The organism is Bradyrhizobium sp. in8p8, from assembly GCF_000426845.1.
GTDB classification, from domain to species: domain Bacteria; phylum Pseudomonadota; class Alphaproteobacteria; order Rhizobiales; family Xanthobacteraceae; genus Bradyrhizobium; species Bradyrhizobium japonicum_C.
Map to the genome: position 1 here is coordinate 30,226 of NZ_AUGD01000028.1, position 22,565 is coordinate 52,790.

Annotated in this window: 22 protein-coding genes and 2 pseudogenes; 19 read left to right on the forward strand and 5 right to left on the reverse strand. The window is 58.4% G+C overall.

The genetic code is table 11. The annotated features are described in order from the left end of the window. The first annotated feature begins 180 nt into the window (after positions 1-180). The 14 genes from K408_RS0134640 (at position 181) to K408_RS0134705 (ending at position 17,415) form a co-directional block, all read left to right on the forward strand. Positions 181-1,779, forward strand: coding sequence for an acyl-CoA carboxylase subunit beta (locus K408_RS0134640; protein WP_024343094.1), 1,599 nt, complete (start codon positions 181-183; stop codon positions 1,777-1,779). Positions 1,780-1,791: 12 nt separating this feature from the next. Continuing rightward, positions 1,792-2,589: a crotonase/enoyl-CoA hydratase family protein gene (locus K408_RS0134645; protein ID WP_024343095.1), complete on the forward strand. Its 798-nt coding sequence runs from the start codon at positions 1,792-1,794 to the stop codon at positions 2,587-2,589. Continuing rightward, positions 2,574-4,601, forward strand: a complete 2,028-nt coding sequence (locus K408_RS0134650; protein ID WP_028139152.1) for an acetyl/propionyl/methylcrotonyl-CoA carboxylase subunit alpha — start codon at positions 2,574-2,576, stop codon at positions 4,599-4,601. The genes K408_RS0134645 and K408_RS0134650 overlap by 16 nt, the downstream gene beginning before the upstream one ends. After that, positions 4,598-5,767 (forward strand): acyl-CoA dehydrogenase family protein, encoded by a 1,170-nt coding sequence (locus K408_RS0134655; protein WP_024343097.1) that lies wholly within the window; start codon positions 4,598-4,600, stop codon positions 5,765-5,767. The genes K408_RS0134650 and K408_RS0134655 overlap by 4 nt, the downstream gene beginning before the upstream one ends. A gap of 362 nt (positions 5,768-6,129) precedes the next feature. Beyond that, positions 6,130-6,993, forward strand: a complete 864-nt coding sequence (locus tag K408_RS0134660) for an SDR family oxidoreductase (protein WP_024343098.1) — start codon at positions 6,130-6,132, stop codon at positions 6,991-6,993. 52 nt (positions 6,994-7,045) lie between these two features. Next, on the forward strand, positions 7,046-7,840 hold the full coding sequence (locus tag K408_RS0134665; protein ID WP_028139151.1) for an ABC transporter ATP-binding protein: 795 nt from the start codon (positions 7,046-7,048) through the stop codon (positions 7,838-7,840). Beyond that, entirely contained in the window at positions 7,830-9,755 is a 1,926-nt protein-coding gene (locus K408_RS0134670) for an AMP-dependent synthetase/ligase (protein WP_024343100.1), read from the forward strand. The genes K408_RS0134665 and K408_RS0134670 overlap by 11 nt, the downstream gene beginning before the upstream one ends. Continuing rightward, positions 9,755-10,642, forward strand: a complete 888-nt coding sequence (locus tag K408_RS0134675) for a branched-chain amino acid ABC transporter permease (protein WP_024343101.1) — start codon at positions 9,755-9,757, stop codon at positions 10,640-10,642. Before K408_RS0134670 ends, K408_RS0134675 begins: the two co-directional genes overlap by 1 nt. A 3-nt stretch (positions 10,643-10,645) precedes the next feature. Next, positions 10,646-11,719, forward strand: a complete 1,074-nt coding sequence (locus tag K408_RS0134680) for a branched-chain amino acid ABC transporter permease (protein ID WP_024343102.1) — start codon at positions 10,646-10,648, stop codon at positions 11,717-11,719. Positions 11,720-11,727: 8 nt separating this feature from the next. Then, positions 11,728-12,546 (forward strand): ABC transporter ATP-binding protein, encoded by an 819-nt coding sequence (locus K408_RS0134685; protein ID WP_029674699.1) that lies wholly within the window; start codon positions 11,728-11,730, stop codon positions 12,544-12,546. Between the two features lie 41 nt (positions 12,547-12,587). Beyond that, the gene (locus K408_RS0134690; protein WP_245265978.1) at positions 12,588-13,835 is read left to right on the forward strand and encodes an ABC transporter substrate-binding protein; all 1,248 of its coding nucleotides are present in this window, start codon (positions 12,588-12,590) and stop codon (positions 13,833-13,835) included. A gap of 102 nt (positions 13,836-13,937) precedes the next feature. Next, positions 13,938-15,188 (forward strand): ABC transporter substrate-binding protein, encoded by a 1,251-nt coding sequence (locus K408_RS0134695; RefSeq protein WP_024343105.1) that lies wholly within the window; start codon positions 13,938-13,940, stop codon positions 15,186-15,188. Between the two features lie 116 nt (positions 15,189-15,304). After that, a complete protein-coding gene (locus tag K408_RS0134700; protein ID WP_028139149.1) occupies positions 15,305-16,087 on the forward strand; it encodes an enoyl-CoA hydratase/isomerase family protein in 783 nt (260 codons plus the stop codon). Between the two features lie 50 nt (positions 16,088-16,137). Then, positions 16,138-17,415, forward strand: coding sequence for an acyl-CoA dehydrogenase family protein (locus K408_RS0134705; RefSeq protein WP_024343107.1), 1,278 nt, complete (start codon positions 16,138-16,140; stop codon positions 17,413-17,415). Between the two features lie 52 nt (positions 17,416-17,467). On the opposite strand, the gene K408_RS42440 is transcribed toward K408_RS0134705, so the two are convergent. From K408_RS42440 to K408_RS44490, 4 genes are read right to left on the reverse strand one after another with little or no spacing between them, the layout of a single operon-like run. Continuing rightward, complete coding sequence (locus tag K408_RS42440; RefSeq protein WP_491018466.1) at positions 17,468-17,908, reverse strand: HTD2 family dehydratase; 441 nt, start codon at positions 17,906-17,908, stop codon at positions 17,468-17,470. Beyond that, entirely contained in the window at positions 17,872-18,333 is a 462-nt protein-coding gene (locus tag K408_RS41585) for an FAS1-like dehydratase domain-containing protein (protein ID WP_155248782.1), read from the reverse strand. Before K408_RS41585 ends, K408_RS42440 begins: the two co-directional genes overlap by 37 nt. A gap of 5 nt (positions 18,334-18,338) precedes the next feature. Next, entirely contained in the window at positions 18,339-18,590 is a 252-nt protein-coding gene (locus K408_RS44485) for a Zn-ribbon domain-containing OB-fold protein (RefSeq protein ID WP_080654993.1), read from the reverse strand. After that, entirely contained in the window at positions 18,518-19,267 is a 750-nt protein-coding gene (locus tag K408_RS44490) for a hypothetical protein (RefSeq protein ID WP_433994164.1), read from the reverse strand. The genes K408_RS44485 and K408_RS44490 overlap by 73 nt, the downstream gene beginning before the upstream one ends. Between K408_RS44490 and K408_RS39585 the strand changes: the two genes are divergently transcribed. The 5 genes and pseudogenes from K408_RS39585 (at position 19,267) to K408_RS39590 (ending at position 22,130) form a co-directional block, all read left to right on the forward strand. After that, positions 19,267-20,148 carry a thiolase family protein gene (locus K408_RS39585; protein ID WP_210163728.1) on the forward strand — a complete coding sequence of 294 codons (882 nt, stop codon included), beginning with the start codon at positions 19,267-19,269 and terminating at the stop codon, positions 20,146-20,148. The two genes, K408_RS44490 and K408_RS39585, sit on opposite strands and share 1 nt — an antisense overlap. Next, a pseudogene (locus K408_RS44495) lies at positions 20,079-20,437 on the forward strand (thiolase C-terminal domain-containing protein). The gene K408_RS39585 and the pseudogene K408_RS44495 overlap by 70 nt, the downstream one beginning before the upstream one ends. A 12-nt stretch (positions 20,438-20,449) precedes the next feature. Further along, positions 20,450-20,914: a MaoC/PaaZ C-terminal domain-containing protein gene (locus K408_RS0134725; RefSeq protein WP_024343108.1), complete on the forward strand. Its 465-nt coding sequence runs from the start codon at positions 20,450-20,452 to the stop codon at positions 20,912-20,914. Positions 20,915-20,972: 58 nt separating this feature from the next. Next, positions 20,973-21,230, forward strand: coding sequence for an acyl-CoA dehydrogenase family protein (locus tag K408_RS43185; RefSeq protein WP_210163730.1), 258 nt, complete (start codon positions 20,973-20,975; stop codon positions 21,228-21,230). 12 nt (positions 21,231-21,242) lie between these two features. After that, positions 21,243-22,130, forward strand: a complete 888-nt coding sequence (locus K408_RS39590; protein ID WP_210163731.1) for an acyl-CoA dehydrogenase family protein — start codon at positions 21,243-21,245, stop codon at positions 22,128-22,130. Between the two features lie 81 nt (positions 22,131-22,211). On the opposite strand, the pseudogene K408_RS0134735 reads toward K408_RS39590, so the two are convergent. Continuing rightward, positions 22,212-22,565: pseudogene (locus tag K408_RS0134735) on the reverse strand (IS21 family transposase); the annotation flags it as partial.

The window sequence follows — 22,565 nt, forward strand, 5'->3', positions numbered from 1 at the left end:
CAATATTATTCCCAGAACGACTCGCCGATGATGGTCAGATTGCCATTTCTTGCACACGTGCACTCTCCCCAGATGCAGCTTACCGAAGACGTTGACAAAAATCAAACGGATGTTAGAAAACGGCAATTGCTCTGGACGCATCCGCTACAGTAGCACCGGTAAACAGTCTGAGAAGAACGAATGAGGAGCCTTTCTTCATCACTCAACATCGCCTCTGAACGATTTATTCGCAACCGCGCTACACAAAAGGCGCGCGTAGCGCTTCTGCGCGACCGAATGGCCGAGGCCACAGGTGGTGGACGGGTTGAAATTGTTGAGCGGCACCGCGCTCGTGGCAAGTTGCTGGTGCGCGAGCGCATCGACGTCCTGGTCGATCCCGGCTCGGCATTTCTGGAGCTTTCGAGCTTGGCGGCATGGGGGCAGTATGGCGGCGAGGTACCGGGTGCGGGCATCGTCACTGGCATTGGAATCATCCACGGCCTGCACTGCATGCTGATCGCCAACGACGCTACGGTCAAAGGCGGATCATTCTATCACGAGACGGTGCAGAAACACATTCGCGCACAGGAGATCGCTGACCAAAATCGGCTGCCTTGTCTCTATCTCGTTGACTGCGGCGGTGCCTATTTGCCCGAGCAGGACCGAGTGTTTCCTGGGGGGCGCGATTTCGGCAACGCCTTCTATCGGCAATGCAACATGTCGGCTTCGGGGCTGCCGCAGATATCGGCAGTGTTTGGCGGCTGCACCGCTGGTGGAGCTTATATTCCCGCGCTCTCTGACGAGGTCATCATGGTGCGCGGCAATGCCCGCATTCATCTGGGTGGCCCTTCGATTGTCAAGGTGGCGATCGGCGAGGAAGTCGATGGCGAGACCCTCGGGGGGGCCGAGATGCATACCCGCGTCTCGGGCGTGAGCGATCATCTAGCCGAAAACGAGCATCACGCGCTCGCACTCATGCGCGATATCGTCGCTAGTCTGGGGCTGACACGCCCAACCGCGCCCACAGCTCCACCGCGCCGTCCGCTTTATGATCCCGAGGAGCTTCTGGGTGTCGTGAGCGGCGACCGTAAGGAGCCCTATGACGTGCGCGAGCTCCTGTTGCGTATCATCGATGCCGGTGAGTTCCACGAATTCAAACCCGATTGGGGGGCAACGCTGGTCTGTGGCACTGCACGTATTCACGGCTATCAGGTCGGCATCTTGGGTAACAACGGCGCGCTTCTGTCGGACTCTTCGCTCAAGGGTGCACAGTTCGTCTCAATGTGCGATCAGAGAAATCTGCCCCTTATCTTCCTGCACAATGTCACAGGCTTCATGGTCGGCACGGAGGCCGAGCGCGGCGGCATCGCCAAGAATAGCGCCAAGCTGGTTTATGCCATGTCGGTGGCCAAAGTGCCCAAACTTTCGATGATCGTTGGCGGCTCCTATGGGGCGGGTAACTATGGAATGTGCGGCCGCGGATTTGCGCCGCGCTTCCTGTTTGCATGGCCGACGGCAGAAGTTGCCACCATGTCAGCGGACATCGCAGCAAGCGTGATGATGGAGTTGCGTCGTCAAAAGGGGGGCGACGAGAGGCAGATGCAGGCGGAGCTGGAGAAGATCGAGCTCGCAGTGCGCGCGCAATATGCGGAACAATCCGATCCTTACTATGCAACCTCGCGGCTGTGGGACGACGGTCTGATTGAGCCGGGTCAAACGCGCGACGTCCTCGGGCTGTGCCTGGCCATCGTGACCTCGGTGCCCGAGGCCGGGCGCCATACGCCCGTCTTTAGAATGTGAGACAATGCAACCATGAAGCTCGGCGTACACAACACCGTCATCGTCGACGTGGATGCCCGCGGGGTTGCGACGCTGACGCTCAGTCGTGCGGAGAAGCACAATGCGATCAATGGCGAACTGATTGCTGACCTGGGTGCGGCAGCTCAGATACTGGCGGACGACCCAGCCGTGCGCATCGTGGTGCTGACCGGTGCAGGCAAGAGCTTTTGCGCGGGAGGCGACTTCAACTGGTTTGCCTCGAACGTGGAAAAGACGCGCATTGAGCGGGTGGCACAGAGCGCATCGCTGGCTCATCTGCTACGCAGCCTCGACACCCTGCGCAAGCCGTTGATCGGGCGCGTCAACGGCCCGGCCTACGGTGGCGGCGTTGGCCTGATCTCGGTGTGCGACTACACGATCGGCATCGAAGGCTCGAAGTTCGGTCTTACGGAGGTACGAATGGGCCTGCTGCCCTCCAATATCTCCCCCTATGTGGTGGCGAAGATCGGAGCGGCTGCCGCACGCGAGACCATGCTGTCGGGAGCGTTATTCGATAGTGCGCGTGCCGAGCGGCTCGGGCTTTTGACCGAGGTCGTGGCAGCCGAGGCGCTAGACAAGGCAGTCGAGCGCGTCGTCAATGCCCATCTACAGGCCGCTCCGGGGGCAGTGGCCGAAACCAAGCGGCTCATCGCCTATGTCGCCCGGCACGATCTCCACGCCAACATGATCTATACCGCCGACCGGTTGGCCGACGCCTGGGAGACCGAAGAGGGAGTTGAAGGCATCAACTGCTTCTTGAGCAAGGGCACGCCCTCATGGCGCGTGAAATGAGCTTCACGCGCGTCCTCATCGCCAATCGAGGCGAGATCGCACGGCGCATTCAGCGCGCCTGCGCGAAACTCGGGCTTGAAAGTGTCGCCACTTATTCCGAGTCTGACCGCGACGCCCCCTTCGTAACCGAGGCCAATCACGCTATCTGCGTCGGCCCGCCGGCACCTTCGCGGAGCTACCTGAACATCGATGCGATCTTGGAGGCCGCGCGCGCTGCGGGCGCGGGCGCGGTGCATCCTGGCTATGGCTTCTTGTCGGAAAGCGCCCAATTCGCTCGCCGCGTGGCGGAGGCGGGGCTCGTCTTCATCGGCCCCTCTGTCGAGGCGATCGCGCGGATGGGTTCGAAGATCGAGGCCAAGGCGGCCGCTGAGGCGGCGGGGGTGCCCGTTCTGCCCGGCTATCGCGGGGCGGATCAGTCCGAAGCGCGGCTGCTCGCGGAAGCCGAGAGCCTCGGCGTGCCATTCCTCGTCAAAGCCAGCGCCGGCGGCGGTGGGCGGGGGATGCGGCTTGTTATGGAACTCAAGACGGCAAGTGAGGCGATCCGCGCCGCCAAAGCCGAAGCGCTTGCCGGCTTTGGCGATGCAACCGTGTTTCTTGAACGCTACGCTCCACGCGCACGCCATGTCGAAGTGCAGATCTTGGGCGACAGCTATGGTCATATTGTGCACCTGTGGGACCGCGATTGCTCGCTCCAACGCAACCACCAGAAGCTGATCGAAGAGGCGCCAGCTCCCGGCCTGCCGGCGCCGCTGCGCGAGAAAATGCTCGGGGCCGCCGTCAGCCTCGCCCGCACCATCGGCTACAGCTCGGCTGGCACGGTGGAATATCTCTACGACTCTGAACGTCGGGAATTCTATTTCCTCGAAATGAATACGCGCCTTCAGGTTGAACATCCCGTAACCGAGGCGATCACCGGCATCGATCTCGTGGAATGGCAACTGCGAGTCGCGCGCGGCGAGGAATTGGCCTTCACCCAGAAGGACATTGGCTGCGCGGGTCATGCCATCGAGATTCGCCTTGCAGCTGAGAATCCCGCCGAACGCTTTCGCCCCGAAACTGGCACGATCACCCTCTGGGCACCCCCCAAGGGTCCAGACCTTCGGCTCGACTCAGGGGTCGAGATGGGCAGCGTTGTGAGCCATCACTACGATTCGATGCTCGCTAAGCTGATTGCGAAGGCAGGCGATCGTGAAGGTGCAATCCGCCAGGCCGTTGCTGCGCTCGACAAATTCGCCGTCGGGGGCGTCGGCATGAATATCGCCTATCAGCGCGCGCTGCTCACTCATCCAGATTTCGCCTCGCTGCGCCACCACACCGCAGCGCTCGAACAGCTTTTTCCCGGCGGCTGGAAGGCGCCAGAGGCAGACAATGAAAGTCGAGCGCTAGCTGCGTTGGCGCTGCATCAGCATCTTTCCAAGAGCGTGAATGCCGACCCGTGGCATACGCTGGGTGCCTGGCGTGTGACCGACCGGGCGGGACGGCCTGGTGCGGCGCGCTATTGGCAAGCAGGGGACGAGCTGGAAGAGCTTTTGGCGGTCGGGCAGGATTTGCGGCTGGAGGTTCGCGGAGCAAAGATGACACCGGTCTCGGTTGAAGACATCTCACTCCGCGATGGACGATTGATGGGGCGCGTTGCCGGGCGGCCATTTGCCCGCATCGCGCACTTGGAACGTACCGACGGGAGCTGGCGTGTCCATCTTTCGGGCCGTGATGGCATGATGCAGGTCCATTTCCTCACGCTCGAGGATCTTCATGGCCACGGCGCTGGTGCGGGTTCAGCTGACGAGGATACTCTGAATGCGCCGATGCCCGGCACGATCGTCGAGCTCAGCGTCAGGCAGGGCGACTTTGTCGAACGAGGTCAGACATTGGTGGTGCTGGAGGCAATGAAGTTACTGCAAAGCCTGGTCGCCCCCTTGAGCGGCAACGTGAAGGAGATCTATTGCGTGACCGGCGACACCGTTGCTGGTGGCGCCCCGCTCGTCCGAATGGAGCGAAAGGAAGACACATGAATACCCGTCAAGTCCTAACCGAGGCGACCGCGTTCCCCTTCAACGAAGAGTTGGAGATGATCCGCGCTCAATTGCGGCGGTTCATCGACACCGAAGTTATTCCGGTGGCACACGCGTGGGAGGAGCAAGGCTTAGTACCTCGCGACGTCCTACGCAGAATGGGCGGGCTCGGCGTCCTGGGAATGCGCTATGATCCCGAATATGCCGGTGCCGGGCTCGACACGATGGCGAGTGTGATGCTGGCCGAGGAGCTGGGCCGCTCCACCTTTGGCGGATTCTCGGCGACGGTTTTGGTCCATACCGATATGGCATCGCCGCATCTGGAAAACGCCGGGACGCCGGAGCAGAAGGCGCGTTGGATGCCCGCCATCACCAGCGGTGAGAAGATCACGGCAGTGGCCGTCACTGAGCCGGGCGCGGGATCGGACGTCGCCGGTATGCGTACGCGCGCTGTGAAAAGCGGTTCTGATTGGGTGCTGAACGGCACCAAGATGTTCATTACCAACGGCGTGCACGCCGACTTGTATTTTGTCGCCGCCAAGACCGATCCGGGAGCGAAGGGCTCCCGCGGGATCACGATGTTCGCCGTCGAGAAAGGTGCGCCCGGCTTTTCGGTAAGCCGAGCGTTGAAGAAAACGGGATGGCTGTGTTCGGACACCGCCGAGCTGATTTTCGAGAATGTTCGCGTGCCTGCCGAAAACGTGCTGGGCGAAATCAATCGCGGCTTCTACTCGGTGATGAAGAATTTCCAGAATGAGCGGATTGTGCTGGGTGCACTAGCAGTGGCCGAAGCGCAGACCGCACTGAACCTGACCGTTGCTTACGTCAAGCAACGCAAAGCATTCGGCGGCGCATTGTGGGACAAGCAGACTGTGCGCCAACGCCTGGCGGTTTGCCAGACCCGGGTCGAAGCGGGGCGTCAACTCGTTTATCACGCTGCTCGTCTCGACTGCGAGGGCCGCGACTGTGTGCGTGAAGTCTCGATGGTCAAGGCCTACTCCGGTGAGTTGGTGAACCGGGTTCTCTACGACTGTGTTCAGTTTCACGGAGGCATGGGGTACATGCGTGAGATGGCGGTGGAGCGGATGTCGCGCGATGCCCGAGTTCAGGCCATTGGCGGCGGCGCCAGCGAGGTCATGCTAGAAGAGGTCGCCAAACGAATGTAGTCGTTTGGCCTACACCTGCGACATCTGAGAATGCTCGCGTGAAGTATTTGGCGGCTGTATAGATTGCGGCGATTGTGCCAATTGAACAGATTCAGGAAAGCGGTCGTTGCAGCCGAGATGCGGACCAACGACATGCCGATGGAGCGATCGTCGTTCCTTCGGCGCGACCGGGCGCGGCATGCAGCGTCAGTGAAGGTCATCGGATCACGGCCGGACACAATAGACTGCGTGTTGAACCCGAAAGGCTCGTTCCTTTTTTTGGCTAAGAGCGAAAGCGCCTCCCCTGAAGCACCTTGCGGTGTTTTCTAACACATGTTAGATGTGATCGAGCCCGACAACAACAGATCGGGGGGAGGGAGGAAATGGACAGTTCACCGCGAGCGCAGTTCGGGTTATCGGAATCCAAGTTGCGCAATTGCGCGACGGTTTTCAGGCCTGATCTTTTCAAAGGAAAAGCCGTCGTCGTTTCCGGTGCTGGCAGCGGCTTGGGTCGGGCAATCGCTTCGCTCTTCGCGCGGCTTGGTGCATCATTGGCGATTTGCGGCCGCAATGAAGAAAAACTGAATAGCGCTGCGGATTATTTGCGCGGATTCGGCGGCGATGTCCTCAGCGGTCAATTGAGCATCCGCGATCCAGAGCAGGTAGCAAATTTTATCAGCGCAGTAGGCGAGCGATTTGGCCGGCTGGATGTTCTCGTTAACAATGCTGGAGGGCAGTTCCCACAGCCGGCACTCGACTACTCAGTTAAGGGCTGGAACGCAGTGGTCGACACCAACCTCAATGGCACATGGTGGATGATGCAGACGACAGCGAAGAGATGGGTTGCGACAGGACAGCCCGGAACCATCGTAAACATCGTCGCCGACATCTGGCGCGGCCTGCCAGGCATCGCGCATTCCTGCGCGGCGCGCGCCGGCGTGATCTATCTGTCCAAATCGGTGGCCGTGGAATGGGCGCCGTACAAAATCAGGGTCAATTGCGTCGCGCCCGGATGCTGTGAAAGCAGCGGATTCGGCAACTATTCGCCGGAAGGCGCGGCCACCTTCGAGGAATCAAATCCCATGCGCCGGTCTGGAGACGAGTGGGATATTGCCGAAGCTGTAATTTACCTGGCTGCGCCGTCGGGCAAGTTCATTACTGGAGAAGTCTTGACGGTCGACGGTGGTCAGCAGCTGTGGGGTGATCCGTGGCCGACGGGGCGTCCAGGCTATTTTAAATTAGGCTAACCAGGTTCAACGGGCCGCGAATGCGAAGCGAGCTGGTATGACAGAAGATTGTGTGCCGAAATCGTTTCACCAAGCGGAACCGGTACTGCAATGCACTGGCATTGAACGACGCTTCGGCGGCCTTGTTGCCGTGACCGGTGTCGATCTGAGTGTGTACCGCGGCGAAATCTTTGGGCTCGTCGGCCCAAATGGTAGCGGCAAAACTACGCTGACAAACGCCATAACCGGCTTTTATCCGCCTAACAAGGGAACAATCAAACTCGACGGCAAGGACATTACTGGCACAGCACCTCACAAGGTGGCGAGTTTAGGCGTTGCCCGCACGTTTCAGAATCTGGCGCTCTTCAATGGCATGAGTGTGCTCGACAATATTCTGCTTGGACGACATATTCACATGCGCCCGGGCGTCATTCGTACGGCGCTATACTGGTGGTTGGCGCGTCGCGACGAAATGCGAAGCCGCGAAATCGTGGAGGAAGTGATCGAGTTCTTGCAACTCGAAAGTGTCCGTCACGAACTCGTCGACGGCATTCCGATCGGAATGAAGAAGCGTGTCGAGCTTGCACGCGCGTTGGTGGCGGAACCGCGCCTTCTGATCCTCGATGAACCGATGGCTGGAATGAACCAGGAGGAGAAGGAGTATATGGCAAGGTTCATTCTCGATGCGCGCGCGGAACGCGGCGTGAGCGTTTTGTTGATCGAACACAGTATGGATGTGATTACCGGCATATGTGATCGCGTGCTGGCATTGAACTACGGAGAAATGATCGCAACGGGCAAGCCCAGGGAGGTTGTCAAGGATCAGCGGGTCATTGAAGCCTATATTGGTGTCGGTCATGCGGCATGAAAAAGTGATGAGCATGCCTACATGCGCTGCAGACGATACCCTGCCGCGCCTACTAGTCCACAATGCCGCCCAGCATGGCAACAAAATCGCGATGCGGGAAAAAGATCGCGGCATCTGGAAGGAGATGACGTGGTCAGAATATTTCAATGAGGTGCTGGTTTGCGCTGCGGGCCTTGACGCTCTCGGAGTTCGACCGGGCAATGCAGTCATGATTCTTGGCGATAATCGCGCGCGCCTTTACGCGGGCGTGATTGCATCGTCGATGCTGGGAGCATACGCGATGCCAGCCTACCCTGGGACGACGCTGGACGAATTGCGCCACTTCGTCGGTGAAGTGAAGGTTGTGGCGGCGCTCGCCGAAGACCAGGAGCAGGTCGACAAATTTCTCGATTTGCGGGAGGCCGGCAGTACGATCGAATATATCGTCTACGAGGATAAGAGAGGCCTTAATACCTATGACGCGTCGGGGCTCCTGTCGTGGGAGGAACTTAACGATAAAGGCGAGACGAACCTTAAGGCCGATCCGCAACTGCGGGACCGCATCGTCAATCGCGCGGCGCCGGATGATCCGGCAATATTCCTGCATTCGTCAGGCACGACCGGTAAACCAAAGGGGGTCGTGCTCAGCCACAGAAATGTCATCGCCGCAGTTCGCAATGCATATTCTGGCGGGGCATTCAATTATGGTGAAGAGGTTCTCGCTTACTTGCCGATGGCATGGGTCGGAGATTTTGCCCTGACCGTGGCTGCCGGAATCGCTTTTCGTTTCACCGTCAATGTACCGGAAAGGCAGGAGACGGTCTTGCGTGACATGCGCGAGATTGCGCCCAGCCTTTATCTTGCTGCCCCGCGCAGCTGGGACAATTTGCTGACCTCTATTCAGGTCGGAATCGAAAACTCCACTCCGTTAAAGAAATGGCTCTACCACTTTTTCACGGACAGAGCGATTGCTTCGGAAAGGCGAAAGCTCGACGGTCAAGAGGGTAGCCATCTGGAATGGCTGGGCCGGTTGCTCGGCGAACGCATTGTCTTCGGACCGATAAAAGACCTCTACGGTCTTAGCAGACTAAAAAGCGCGTTCACGGGCGGCGAGGCCATTGGGGAGGACACCTTTGTTTTCTACCGCGCGCTGGGGATCAAGTTGCGGCAGCTCTATGGCCAGACCGAGAATGCGGCCTTCAACGCTATCCAGATGCCCGATGAGGTCAAGCTACACACCGTAGGGCGACCGCTTCCCGGCGTTCAGGTCAAGGTCACGGACGGGGGTGAAATACTGCTGAAGGCAGAAAGCGTGTTTCGGGGGTACTACAACAATCCCCTGGCAACCGCGGAAACGCTCAAGGACGGTTGGCTGCACACCGGCGATGCCGGATATTTGGAAGACGATGGTCACCTTGTCGTGCTGGGGCGTGTGTCAGAGGTCGTCCATACCAAGGAAGGTGAGCGTTACGTCCCCAACTACATCGAGAATCGGCTGAAGTTCAGCCCATACATAAAAGACGCAGCCGTTTTCGGAGCCGGTCGGGACGAACTAACGGCTATTGTTTGTATCGATCTGGAGGCCGCCGGGCATTGGGCAGAGACCAACGCGGTGCCCTATGTCTCCTACGCTGACCTGTCGCAACGGAACGAAATTGCCGGACTACTTGGCGACGCGTTTCATCGGGTCAATAAAGCGCTTCCAGAATCACTGAAGCTGCATCGGTTCGTCAGCCTTCACAAGGAATTCGACCCGGACGATGGAGAGATAACACGCACCCGCAAGCTTCGCCGCTCTGTTGTTGAAGAACGATACGCATCGGTTATCGACGCACTTTATGATGGATCGAAAGAAATCCACGTCAAAGCTGCGGTGACGTACGAGAGCGGTGAGGTCGGGTTGGTTGAGCGCACGCTGGTAATTCGGGAGGTCTAATGGACATCGCATATGTCAGCGAGTTAGCTGTAAATGGCGCATTGACCGGACTGCTCTATTCGCTTTTCGCACTTGGACTAGTGTTGATCTACAAATCATCGTCCGTTCCCAATCTTGCCCAAGGCGCATTGACGATGCTGGCCGCATACGTGGTGCTGGCCTTGTCCCGGCAGTTGGGTTTCCCATTGTGGCTGGGAATCGCTGTGACAACGATCATCATGTTTTTGGCCGGCTTTGGTGTGGAGAAGGTGACGTTGCGGCGAATGGCGGGGCGTCCGATTGTCATGATCCTGATGATGACGCTCGGCCTCGACATCTTCATACGAGGTTCGACTTTGGCAGTGTGGGGCGGTACCTCCCGTTCGATGGAGCTCGGCGTCAGCTACGATCCTTTGTTTCTTGGACCGTTGCTGCTGAGCCGCATCAATCTGGCCGGGGCCTGCGTCGCGATCGCACTTTTTGTAGCATTCCTCCTGTTCTTCCGAACGCGCCGTGGAATCCGGTTACGCGCAATCTCGGACGACTACGTCGCTTCTTGGTCGATCGGAATCTCCGTTGAACACGGCGTAGCGTTGTCATGGGGTATGGCTTCGGTGGTCGCCGTTGCGTCAGCCGTGATTTGGGGAGAGATCCAGGGCGTCGACCAATCGCTTTCGCAACTCCTGTTAAAAGGACTGACTGTCGCCGTCCTGGGTGGGCTTGACAGCATAGTTGGTGCGATCCTCGCCGGAATTGTCCTTGGGGTCATCGAGAACGTGGGCGCCTCCTACCTCGATTTGGTGGTTGGAGGAGGTAGTCGTGACCTAATCGTCGCTGCCGTGCTGATCTTCACCGTCATGTTGCGTCCACACGGACTCTTCGGACGCCATGACATCGAAAGAGTATGACGCATGTTTTATCCTCTCGCGGGCGTTCGTCATCAGAGCTATGTATCGGACAGCAAGCTATTTCCGGTGCCAACGGACCGGAACCTGCTTATCGTCCTTACCGTCGCTGCTATCGCTGCGCCGTTCCTGTTGAGTTCGTTGTATCTAAACAGCTACGTTCAGCCTTGGCTGATCTGGACGGCGCTGGCGCTCGGTCTCAATTTGGCGACAGGCTGGGCGGGGCAGCTGCATCTGGGATACGCTGCGACGATGGCGGTGGGCGCCTATGCGGCCGTCCACGCAGCCAGGTTCGGCATACCCTGGGAATTTGCTCTTCTGATCGGCGGCCTCGCCGCATCCCTGATAGGAAGCCTGTTTGCGTTCGCGGCCCTGCGGGTGAAAGGGCTTTATCTCGCGATCGTGACACTTGCGATGCAGTTCGTCATGGATTGGGTACTGAATCACTCACCAGCGATATCTGGCGGCTCACATGCCTCGCTTCAATCCCCTCGTTTTGCGCTTCTTGGGCAGGAAATCGCTTCAGGCAGAGGGTTATACTACGTGGCGCTGGGATGGTGCGCGTTGGTGACCGTTTTCATGATGAACCTGCAGCGAACCGCCTTGGGACGTGCCCTGGTTGCCGTGCGCGAGAAGGATTATGCGGCTGCAATTCTCGGCGTGAACAGCTTCTACTACAAGCTAATCGCGTTTTCGATGTGCTCGTTCATCGGTGGGATTGGTGGCGCCCTGCTTGTTGCTACGTTCTTTTTCCTTGCTGCGCCCGAGCAATTCTCGGTCAATGTTTCAATTCAGGTGCTTGCCATGATCATCGTCGGCGGGCTCGGCAGCATCATCGGTACGTATTTTGGAGTGGCATTGATCCTCCTCATGCCGGGAATCGCCAATGAGATAATTGCGAATTTGACGTCTTTCCTTGGGCTTCCACTCGGAAATGAAACCCTTGCTCATATCCCTACCACCGTCTACGGCGCTTTGATCATCATTTTCCTGCTGGTTGAGCCTTTGGGACTCGGGAAGCTTTATGCGAATATCAGGGACTATTTCCTGGTCTGGCCCTTCGACCAGTTCAAGAAATAGAAATCGGCATGAAACCAAACGACATTCAACAAGATGGCCCAATCCTGTCGATGAACAGCGTGGAGGTGCTTTACAATTCGGTCATGCTCGCCATCAAGGGCGTGTCGATTGAGGTGCCCTACGGCGGAATGGTCGCGCTCCTCGGATCCAATGGAGCTGGGAAGAGTACCACATTGAAAGCCATAAGCGGCCTTCTGAGCGCAGAACGCGGAAAGGTAAGCCGGGGCGAGATCCGCTTTGACGGTAGAGTGATCGGCGACAATCCGCCTCAGCAGCGTGTCGGACTGGGGATTTGCCACGTGATCGAGGGGCGCCGAGTTTTCGAGCATCTTACGCCAGATGAGAACCTCGAGGCTGCCGCTCCGATGTCATTGTCGAGAACGCGGGTCGCATCGGAGAAGGCGCGCATTTACGACTACTTTCCGCGTCTAGCTGAGCGAAAATCTTCGCTTGCCGGATATCTTTCGGGCGGTGAACAGCAGATGCTCGCAATCGGACGGGCCTTAATGACGCAGCCGCGCTTGCTCATGCTGGACGAGCCAAGTCTGGGTCTGGCTCCGTTTCTGGTCGCCGAGATTTTCGAGATCATCAAACGGATCAATCGCGATCATGGCCTATCCGTCCTGCTTGTCGAGCAAAATGCGCTCGCAGCTCTCGATATCGTCTCGCGTGGCTATCTGATCGAGAATGGACGTGTCGTCATGCACGACACGGCAGAGAGGCTGAAAGCAAACTCCGATATTCAGGAGTTTTACCTCGGGGGCAGTCAAGCCAAGAGTTTCCACGACATCAAGCACTATCGCAGACGCAAGCGCTGGCTCAGCTGATCAGAACGCCCCAATGTGTCAGTTGTGAACGGAGGAGACTCATGATGGGATTTTTCAAATACTCAGTGGCTGCGGCAATCGCTGGCATTGTGGCGCTTTCGGTAGCTCCGCCTGCCGGCGCCGCACAACCGCTGAAGCTCGGCGTCTGCTACGACCTAAGCAAGGCCTACACGTTCGCCACGCCTCAGGTATCGCAGGCGGCACAGGATCTGGTCGCGCTAACCAATCTCAAGGGTGGGATCGGGGGCGCTCCGATCGAAGTCATCGTGCAAGACCACGGCAATGAGCCGCAACGCGGCATCGAATGCTACGAGAAACTTAAGCGGGAAGGCGTGTTCATCTTTGACACGCTGTCGACTCCCGTTTCAATCGCCATGTTGCCGCGAGTTATGCAGGACAAGAACATCCTCATCCAAGCACTAGTTGGCCGCGGAGACGCTGTCGATGGCGGCGTATTCGGGTGGGTTTTTCCGCTGGGTCCTACTTATTGGGGACAGGTTGCCAATAATGTTGCCTACTTAAAGCAGGTGCACGCTGGCAACCTGCGCGGGGTAAAAATCGGCTTTGTCTATCTCGACTATCCGTTCGGACAGGAGCCGATTCCAATTTTACAGACGCTCGCCAAGGTGGAAGGATTTGAATTGAAGCTCTATCCGGTGCCGCTCCCTGGCAAAGATCAGACGAGTGTCTGGACCCAAGTGCGCCGTGACCAGCCAGATCACATCATTAGCTGGCTGCTAGCGGGAGCGCATGTCGTGGCATCCAAGGAGATGAAGCGCAATGGTATCCCAATGGATAAGTACATCTCGGTTAATTGGTTGAACGAAGTTGACATTGCCAATATCGGCGCTGAGGCTGCAAAAGGATTGAAGCGTGGCACCAACGTCGCGGGCGGTCAGGATATTCCAGTGATTCAAGAGATTATTGCTGAGCTTTACAAGAAGGGTAAGGGCAGCGGGCCAGAGAAGAATCTCAAAGATGTATACTACAACACCGGACTAGCGATGTACTCGATGGTCCTTGAAGGCGCTCGCCAAGCTGCCAAGTTGCATGGCACTCCAATTTCCTCCGCCACAATGCGCGAGGGTCTCCAAAATATCGCAAGTTACGATGCCGGTGGACTTATGGCGCCGGTAACTGTGACATCAAGCGATCACGGCGGTGGTGGGAAGACCCGCATCGAGATGTGGGATGGAGAAAAATGGATACCCCAAACAGAATGGATCGCCGCCTACACAGATATCATCTGGGAAGTGGTAAGGAAAAGTTCTTCCAACTATCACAACTAGCACTTGAAGACATGACGAACGCCAACTCCGTTCAGCAGCGCTCTTAAAGGCCGAGGACAGCAGAAGGCGTACTGAAATTCGACCAACAGATTGGGAGGTAGAATGTTAATCGGGAAGGTGACAAAGGGCTTGGCGGTCGCTGCCGCTCTCAGTGCCGCAGGCTGGACAGACGCTTTGGCTCAGGAAGGAACCCTGAAGTTCGGCTTGTGCTTCGATCTAAGCAAATCCTACACGTTCGTCTCGCCACAGGTGGCGCAAGCTGCGCAAGACCTTGCCGCCCTGACGAATATTAAGGGTGGTATCGAAGGGCACAAGGTAGAGATCGTGGTTCAGGACCACGGCAACGAGCCCCAACGCGGCATTGAATGCTACGAAAGGCTTAAACGTGACGGCGTGTTCGTATTCGACATGCTGTCGACACCGGTGTCGATAGCTGTCCTACCGCGGATCATGAAGGATAAGAACATTTTGATGCAGTCATCGGTCGGACGCGGTGATGCCGTTGACGGCTCGGTGTTCACGCAAATCTTCCCCGTGGGTGCGACTTATTGGGGGCAAGCCGCCAACGATATCGCCTACATCAAACAACAGCGCAGCGGCGATTTGAAGGGGGCCAAGATCGGATTTATCTATCTCGACTATCCCTTCGGTCAGGAGCCGATCGGTGTCTTGAAGACACTCGCTGAACGCGAAGGCTTCGAGTTGAAGCTCTACCCGGTGCCGTTGCCCGGCAGCGATCAGACGAGCGCTTGGACGCAGGTAAGGCGCGACCGGCCTGATTTCATGATCAGCTGGCTCCTGGCCGGAGGACATGTCGTCGCGGCCAAAGAAATGAAGCGCAACGGCTATCCGATCGAAAAGTACATTTCGGTCAACTGGCTTAACGAGGTGGATATTGCCAATATTGGTCCCGATGTTGCCAAGGGCATCAAGCGTGGCACAAACGTGGTCGGCGGCCAGGATATTCCCATCATTAAGGAAATAATGGCTGAGCTTTACGCAAAGGGTAAGGGAAGTGGCCCCGAAAAAAACCTGAAAGATGTGTATTACAACTTGGGTCTCGCCAACTACTCGGTTGCCTTTCAAGCCGCACGAAATGCGGTGAAACAAGCCGGTTGGCCAGTGACCGCCGCATCGATGAAAGTTGGCTATGAGAGCCTCAAGGATTTCGATGCCAATGGCCTTCTTGCCCCTTTGACCGTCACTGCTCAAGATCATGGTGGCGGAGGCAAGACAAGAATCGAAATGTGGGACGGTCAGAAGTGGGTGCCGCAGACCGGCTGGCTGGCGGACTATCAGGACCTCATCTGGCAGATCGTGAAAACGAGTTCATCCGGATTTAAGGCCGAATAGTTCCGGCGATCCCGTTGGCTCAAATCCTACGTGTCGGCGGGTGCAACCGCCCGGGGGCGGTGGATAATGCATCCGCCGCCGACTGCCAACCTTCAGCGCGAAAGCCAGTGAACTCCATGATCGATAGTCCAATCGAAGTCAGCGTCGAAGAAGATATTGCTACCGTTCTTATCAATCGTCCTGACCGCAAGAACGCGCTATCTGTGGCGGCGGCTAATGGACTGGCCGATGCCTGGGACCGGATCGAAGCGGACAGCAAGATCCGGGCGGTAATTCTAACCTCTGCCGACTGTGGCGTCTTCAGCGCGGGGCTTGACCTCAAGGAGGCGGCCGAGATCGCTCGCAACGAACAGATCGATATCCTGTCCAAAATGCGCGATCCTTTCCACGAGCGCATGCGCACGTGCTCCAAGCCAATCATTGCCGCGATGACCGGCTCGCTGATGGCGGGCGGAATGATGCTGTCGCTGATGTGCGATCTGCGCGTCGGTCTCAAAGGGACTAAGGCCGGCATCACGGAGGTAAAGATCGGTCGTGGCTCGCCCTGGGCCGCTCCGGCCCTCTATATGCTACCTCAGGCAATCCTTATGGAGATCGTTCTGACGGGCGATCTCATGCCAATTGAACGGCTGCACGATTACGGTTTCACTAATTATCTTGAAGATACACCACACGCTGTGCGCTCTCGTGCCAAGGATTTGGCTATGCGCATTGCCAACGGTGCGCCATTGTCTGTCATTGCTGCCAAAGCCAGTGTTCGCTCGACGATGGACCTCGGATGCCGCGAGGGACTGGTAGAGGGTAAACGCCTTCACGAAGTTGTCTATGCCAGCCAAGACGCAATCGAAGGTCCCAGAGCGTTTGCCGAAAAGCGCAAACCGGTCTGGCAGGGCAGGTAAGGGTGCGCGTGATCTAGCGGCTCTGTCGGGAGATCAGAACGCAAGGTTCCGTGACGAGCGTTGCCTATTTAGAAACTAGCGGGGCGATCGCAGTGGGCAGTGTTGCGTTTGAACTTCCCGAGTACGTCGTTGAAGTGCGCGATGGCGTTCTGCGTTTTGTCGATTCGCAGGTCGTGCCGCTGATCGATGGGAATCGCACGCTTCTCGAAGATCAGCGACGGCTGTACGACGAATATGGTCGATACAGCGCCGAAGTACGCACGTTGATCCAACAAGTTAGGATGCTTTCGGCCGAAGCCGGCTTCTATGCGATGTGCGCACCGGCGGAAATCGGGGGAGGTGGGCTGGGGCACCTTGTCTACTACGTGGCCTGGGAGGCGATATATCGCCGGCTCGGGGGGCAGGGCGTCATTATTCCCTGGGTCATTGCACACTGGGCTTTCGGGCCCAGCCGACTGCTCACCCAGGTCACAGAGGTAGCCCGCGAGAGATGCTTGGCGGGCATGATGGCCGGGAAGACATCGATGTGCTTTGGTCTTTCCGAGCCGGGGGCCGGCTCAGACGCCAGCATGATCAAGACGCGGGCTGACAAGACCGGAACAGGCTGGAAAATCTCTGGCCGCAAGCTCTGGACAACCAACGCTCCCACTGCGGAATGGTGCATTGTTTTCGCCGTCACCGACGTCGAGAAAGCTGTGCGAAAGGCTGGAGGCATCAGCGCATTTCTCGTTCCAACCGATGCACGAGGATTTCATGTTGAGAGCGTCGTGCGCTTGTTTGGTCACGTTGGCGGGCACGAGGGCGCTCTTGTGCTTGAGGAGGTAGAGGTACACCCTTGGCAATTGGTCGGCGAGCTCGACCAGGGATTCAAGATCGCACTATATGGAGGCTCGCTGGGTCGGGTCTACAACGCCGCCCGAGCTGTCGGACAGGGAAGATGGGCGCTGGAAATGGCCATCGACTATTCGAAGCAACGTGAGGCCTTCGGTTCAAAGATCGCGGAGTATCAAGCCGTCTCGTTTCCGATAGCCGAAGCAGCTACGGAATTGCACGCTGCGCACCTGATGGGATTGAATGCAGCGATGCTCCTCGACCGCGGCGATAAAGCGCCGAAGGAGCTTTCGATGGCAAAGGCCTATTCGGTACAAGCCGGATTTCGCGCCGTGGATCGTGCAATTCAGACACACGGCGGCATGGGATTGACGAACGAAATCGGTCTTGTTCACGCCTGGCAAGACCTGAGAATCGTCAACATTGCCGACGGCACGAATGAAATCCCGACGCGAATGATTGCCCAGCGATTACTGTCAGGTGACGTCGATCTCTAAGCCCGGGCGGAAGTTGACGATGTGTCTGCCGTCGCTTCCCGCGGCCAAACGGTCAGGTGAACCGAAGTTGCACCTCCATGGCGATGGTCCCGCCCGACGTCATTGCCCACAGCTCGGCGCCGGCGCCGCCGTTGACCGGACGTCCGGCGACGTTGAACGGCGCAGTATCGAACAAGGGTGCGCGTGCGCGTTGCGTAAACGAGGCGATAGTCCTGCTCGCATTGTTGTCCCGGACGAGATCAATGAGACATTGCTGCGAATAAGGGCCGTGCACCACCAGCCCGGGGTAGCCCTCCACGGTCATCGCGTAAGTCCGATCGTAGTGAATACGATGCGGATTGAAGGTCACAGCAGAATAGCGGAAGAGCGATACCGGATCCGTTGTGATCTGCCGCGTCCAAGGTAGATCGGCGGGCGGCGTGTCTCGTTTCGGTATCCCGCTTTTCTCACCCGGCTTTACGGCGTCGCGAAACACGGTGAAACTCTCCTCCACGATCGCGAGGCCGCATGGCGAGAATATGCGTCGCGTTTGTGTGGCAAAGATGAGTGGGCCGTACTGCCGGAACGCAACGTCATGTCCGTCAGCTCCGTCTCACGTTTGAGGGCGTCTCCCACGAGGAGCGGATGATGAAACGTCAGACTTGTCCCCGCGTACATGCGTCGCGGAAACGGCACATCGGGAATGACGCCTCCCGAAGTTGGCAGGCCATCCTCGCCCAGCGTCGCCCTGCGCGCGAATGAATTGAAATAGGCGAGGTGCCATCCGGGCGGAATCGCTTCACCCTTGGTAGGTACCGCATCGTCTCGATCGAATGCCGCGACTAGACCGAAGAGGGGCGCTCGCGTAGCTTCGTCTTCTTCCACGATCTTGGTGCCTATGTGTTTGCGCAAGCCGTCAATGTCGATTTCGGCAGCCATCATCGTTATCCCGAGCTGGGTACGGACATGTCGGTCGCGGGGGCTGCCAGAACGAATCCAGGCAGAGTGAGGCCAGGTTTCGCTTTCTCAAAGACGAGGCGGACGGACATGCCGATATCGAGCCGTGTGTCCGCAGGGGCATGTAGCCGCGCCAGCATGCGTACACCTTCCTCCAGATCGACCGTCACCAGCGTGTAGGGCAGATCGGACCTGTAACCGTCGTGAAACGGATGATGCGTGATCGTCCAGCTGTGAATTGTACCTTGCCCCGATGCTTCGACCCACCGGGTTTCGAAAGAATGGCACGCATCGCATACCGGCCGAAGCGGCCTCCGCGCTGAAGGAGCGCGGGTTTGACAATGTCATGGGCGTCCAGGCCGACGTTCGAAACTACGAACAGGTTTCCGAGGCGGTGCGCGCGGTGGTCCATCGGTTCGGATCGCTGGACATTCTGGTGAACAATGCGGCGGGAAATTTTTTCTGCCCAACGGCCGCGATGTCTTCGAACGCATGGAAGACGGTCGTTGATATCGATCTCAATGGCACGTTCCACGGTTGCCGCGCCGCCTATGAACATCTCGATGCGTCGAGTGGCGGCGGCTGCATCATCAACAACATTACCATGCAGGCGCTGTCGGGATAGCCGGGCGCGGCGCATGCCGCCGCTGCCAAGGCCGGCATCCTGTCGCTGACGCGAACGCTGTTCGGACGCACGGCACACGGCCTGCGCGAGGGCATCCACATTCGCGAGAGCCGCGTTGCGATAGCCGGACAGCAGCCTGCCGCCGCGCAGCGACTGGATCATCTCCAGCGCTTCGGCTTCGATCTGCAAGACCACGTCGCCGAGCTGGATATCAACCCCGTGAAACTGTCGGCCGTCAGCGCAACCGCTGTCGATGCGCTGATCGTGCTGCGCGAGAAAGAGGATAAGCAATGAACAAGTCAGCTTCAGGCAGGGTCGCGATCGTCGGTGTCGGCGAATCCGACATCGGCAAGGTCCCCAACATGACCGGTCTCGGATTGAACGCGCAGGCCGCCAAGCGCGCGCTCGACGATGCCGGTCTCAAGGTGTCGGACATCGACGGGGTTCTGACCGCGTACTCCTTCACCGAACCGTACTTCATGCTCGGATCGGTGTTGTGTGAATATCTTGGCCTCAAGCCGCGGTACAATGCGTCGGTCATCGTCGGCGGCGGATCACCCGCTGTGATGCTGAAGCACGCTACGGAAGCGATCCTGGCCGGCAGCGCGGACACCATCCTGGTCTGCGCCGGGGAGAACAGGGCGACGGGTCAATCGCGTGATTCCGCCGTGTCGGCGTTGCTGGCGGTGGGCCATCCGTACTTCGAGCAGCCCTATGGCGGATCGATCCCCGGCTTCTACGCCATGATCGCGCAACGGCATATGCATGTGTATGGCACGACCCGCGAGCACCTCGCGCATATCGCTGTGAATACCCGTCGGCACGCGCTGCTGCATCCCAATGCGCATATGAAGACGCCGATCACCTTGCAGGATGTGCTGTCGGCGAAGCCGATCGCCGATCCGTTTGGGATGCTGGATTGCTGCCTGATCTCGGATGCAGGCGGCGCGTTCATCGTGACGTCGGCCGAGCGCGCCAAGGATCTCAAATCCAAGCCGGCCTATCTGCTGGGCATCGGAGAACATCACACGCACGAACACATCATGTGCGCGCCAAGCCTGACGGAATTGGCGCAAAGGAATCCGGCAAGCGCGCCTACGAGATGGCTGGCGTCAAGCCGTCCGACATCGACGTCGCGCAACTCTACGACTGCTTCTCCATCGTCCCGCTGATCGAGCTGGAAGAGCGCGGGTTCTGCGAGCCGGGCGAGGGCGGCGCTTCTTTGCCGACGGCCGAGCCTCGATCGGCGGAAAGCTGCCGATCAACACCCATGGCGGAATGCTGTCGCACGCTCATGCAGGCGCTGCGGGCGGCTTGTTCGGCATCGTGGAAGGCGTCCGGCAACTTCGTGGCGGGCTTGGCCCGCGCCAGGTCGAGGGTGCCGAACTCGCTCTGGTCCACAACGAGGGTGGCATTCTGTCATCCCACTGCACACTCATTCTTGGCAACCAACCCAACTGACGAGAGAAGACAATGAGCAATCAAAAACCGCGCGGCCGCTATTTCGACGATTTCGAAGTGGGCCAAGAGTTCGAAAGCCCGGCGCGTACCGTCACGCAGGCCGACATCATCAATTTTGCCTGTCTGTCCGGCGATTTCAACGAGGTCCACACCAATTTCGAATACTGCAAGACGACGCAGTTCGGCGAGTCGATCGCGCACGGTCCGCTGGTCTACGCGATCATGGGCGGCTTGCAATACGCGAGTGGTATCAACGACGGCACGCTGCTGGCGTTGTTGCAAATCGACAAGTGGCGTTTGCTCGACGCCGTCAAGCACGGCGACACCATTCGCTTGCGCTCCAAGGTCGTCGATAAAAAGGAAAGCAGCAAGCCGGATCGTGGCGTCGTCACTTTCAAACGTGAGTGCGTGCGTCACGATGGCAAGGTGGTTCAGGAGATGCAGGCCACGCTGCTCTATCGCCGTAGGCCGGCGTAGGCGTCCATCATCGATAAGGCGTTCCATGCGTCTGTAAACGCAACTCAGGGATTTGTTGATGACCTCTTTTCAGAACAACGCTGAGTTCGATCTCAGCGAGGATCAGGTGCGGATGCGTGACAGCGTGTTGCACCTGCTTCGCGAGACCTTACCCGCGACTAAAGTAGCCGAGTTGGATGATGCGAGCGAATTTCCGTTCGATGCCTATGCGGCGCTCGCCAAAGCCGGCTGGCTCGGATTGCCGCATGACGAGGCTTATGGCGGCGCCAATGGCAGCTACATGGATCTGGCTGTTCTGATCGAAGCGATTGCCTAACACAACGCCCAGATGGCCTCCGCCTATCTAACCACGGTTGTCTATGGCGGAATGCAGCTCAGGTTCGGCGCCAGTGAGAGCCTGAAGGCCGCGTTGCTGCCGAAATTGATTTCAGGAGATTTGCGGCTCGCCTTCTGTTTGACGGAACCGGACACCGGCTCCGATGCAAGCGCCATTCGAACGCGTGCCGTTGCCGACGGTGATGACTATGTGATCGATGGTCAGAAGGTTTACATCACGTGCGCACACGTCGCGGACCACCTCGTGGTCGCAACCAAGACCGCGCCCGACCAACGGCACCGTGGCATCACGAGTTTTCTCGTCGATGCCAAGGCAAAAGGGGTGACCATTCGCCCGCTGCGTGGCCTCGGCCGAAAGATGATCCATACCAATGAGGTGTTCTTCGATCAGGTGACAGTGCCGGCGGCGCGCATTCTCGGCGGATTGAATAACGGCTGGCAGAACATCATGCGCGGCCTCAACGTCGAGCGGCTCTGCCTCTCGGCGGCGGCCAGCGGTAACTCGCACCGTATTATCGACACGGCGCTGGAATTTGCGCGGCAGCGCGTCCAGTTCGGCAAGCCGATCACCGAATATCAGGCGATCAGTCACAAGCTCGCCGACATGCGTATCGGCGCCGAGATTTCTCGTGTGATGACGTATCGGCTGGCGTCGCTGATGGACAAGGGCATCGCTCCCGGTACGGCCGCGGCAATCACCAAGATCTATGCGACCGAGGGCAATTCACGCTGTGCCGATATGGGTATTCAGGTGATGGGCGGCGCTGGCCTGATGATGAGTTCGGAGATGCAGATGTATTTCCGCGATTCGCGAATCGGCATCATCGGCGGCGGCACCAGCGAAATTCTTCGCAACGTTATTGCCAAATCAATGATCTGAAAGGGGGAGGAGGGTCATGGGAACTGTATCGCGTCGTTCGTTTGTGATCGGAGCCGGAGCTGTTGGGCTGGGCCTCGGAAAGGCACGCGAGTACTTGTTGTTGTCGAAGCGCACCAGGCAGGTCTTCGAGACCGATGCCGTTACCGCATGGAAGCCGTCGAAGCGGCCGGCATAGGGAACGAGTTTGGGGCGTTCGGCTTCGAACACTTCCCAGATCGTCTGATCGACCAGCTCCGGATGGCGATGAGCCTTGGCGTAAGCGATGCACTTGTCGAGCAGCCAGGCGTTTAACTCGTCGAGGTTTTTGAACCGCAGCCGGGGCGTGAAGAAGCGTTCCCTGACCAGCCCGACCTGGTTCTCGACCTGCCCCTTCTCCCAGCCCGACGCTGGCGTGCAGGCGACCGGATCGACCAGATAGTGGCTGCACATCTGCAG

Coding starts and splice junctions, on each gene's coding strand:
- K408_RS0134640 (WP_024343094.1), top strand. CDS start 181: ATGAGGAGCCTTTCTTCATCACTCAACATCGCCTCTGAACGATTTATT.
- K408_RS0134645 (WP_024343095.1), top strand. CDS start 1,792: ATGAAGCTCGGCGTACACAACACCGTCATCGTCGACGTGGATGCCCGC.
- K408_RS0134650 (WP_028139152.1), top strand. CDS start 2,574: ATGGCGCGTGAAATGAGCTTCACGCGCGTCCTCATCGCCAATCGAGGC.
- K408_RS0134655 (WP_024343097.1), top strand. CDS start 4,598: ATGAATACCCGTCAAGTCCTAACCGAGGCGACCGCGTTCCCCTTCAAC.
- K408_RS0134660 (WP_024343098.1), top strand. CDS start 6,130: ATGGACAGTTCACCGCGAGCGCAGTTCGGGTTATCGGAATCCAAGTTG.
- K408_RS0134670 (WP_024343100.1), top strand. CDS start 7,830: ATGCGGCATGAAAAAGTGATGAGCATGCCTACATGCGCTGCAGACGAT.
- K408_RS0134675 (WP_024343101.1), top strand. CDS start 9,755: ATGGACATCGCATATGTCAGCGAGTTAGCTGTAAATGGCGCATTGACC.
- K408_RS0134680 (WP_024343102.1), top strand. CDS start 10,646: ATGTTTTATCCTCTCGCGGGCGTTCGTCATCAGAGCTATGTATCGGAC.
- K408_RS0134685 (WP_029674699.1), top strand. CDS start 11,728: ATGAAACCAAACGACATTCAACAAGATGGCCCAATCCTGTCGATGAAC.
- K408_RS0134690 (WP_245265978.1), top strand. CDS start 12,588: ATGATGGGATTTTTCAAATACTCAGTGGCTGCGGCAATCGCTGGCATT.
- K408_RS0134695 (WP_024343105.1), top strand. CDS start 13,938: ATGTTAATCGGGAAGGTGACAAAGGGCTTGGCGGTCGCTGCCGCTCTC.
- K408_RS0134700 (WP_028139149.1), top strand. CDS start 15,305: ATGATCGATAGTCCAATCGAAGTCAGCGTCGAAGAAGATATTGCTACC.
- K408_RS41585 (WP_155248782.1), bottom strand. CDS start 18,333: ATGGCTGCCGAAATCGACATTGACGGCTTGCGCAAACACATAGGCACC.
- K408_RS39585 (WP_210163728.1), top strand. CDS start 19,267: ATGAACAAGTCAGCTTCAGGCAGGGTCGCGATCGTCGGTGTCGGCGAA.
- K408_RS0134725 (WP_024343108.1), top strand. CDS start 20,450: ATGAGCAATCAAAAACCGCGCGGCCGCTATTTCGACGATTTCGAAGTG.
- K408_RS43185 (WP_210163730.1), top strand. CDS start 20,973: ATGACCTCTTTTCAGAACAACGCTGAGTTCGATCTCAGCGAGGATCAG.
- K408_RS39590 (WP_210163731.1), top strand. CDS start 21,243: ATGGCCTCCGCCTATCTAACCACGGTTGTCTATGGCGGAATGCAGCTC.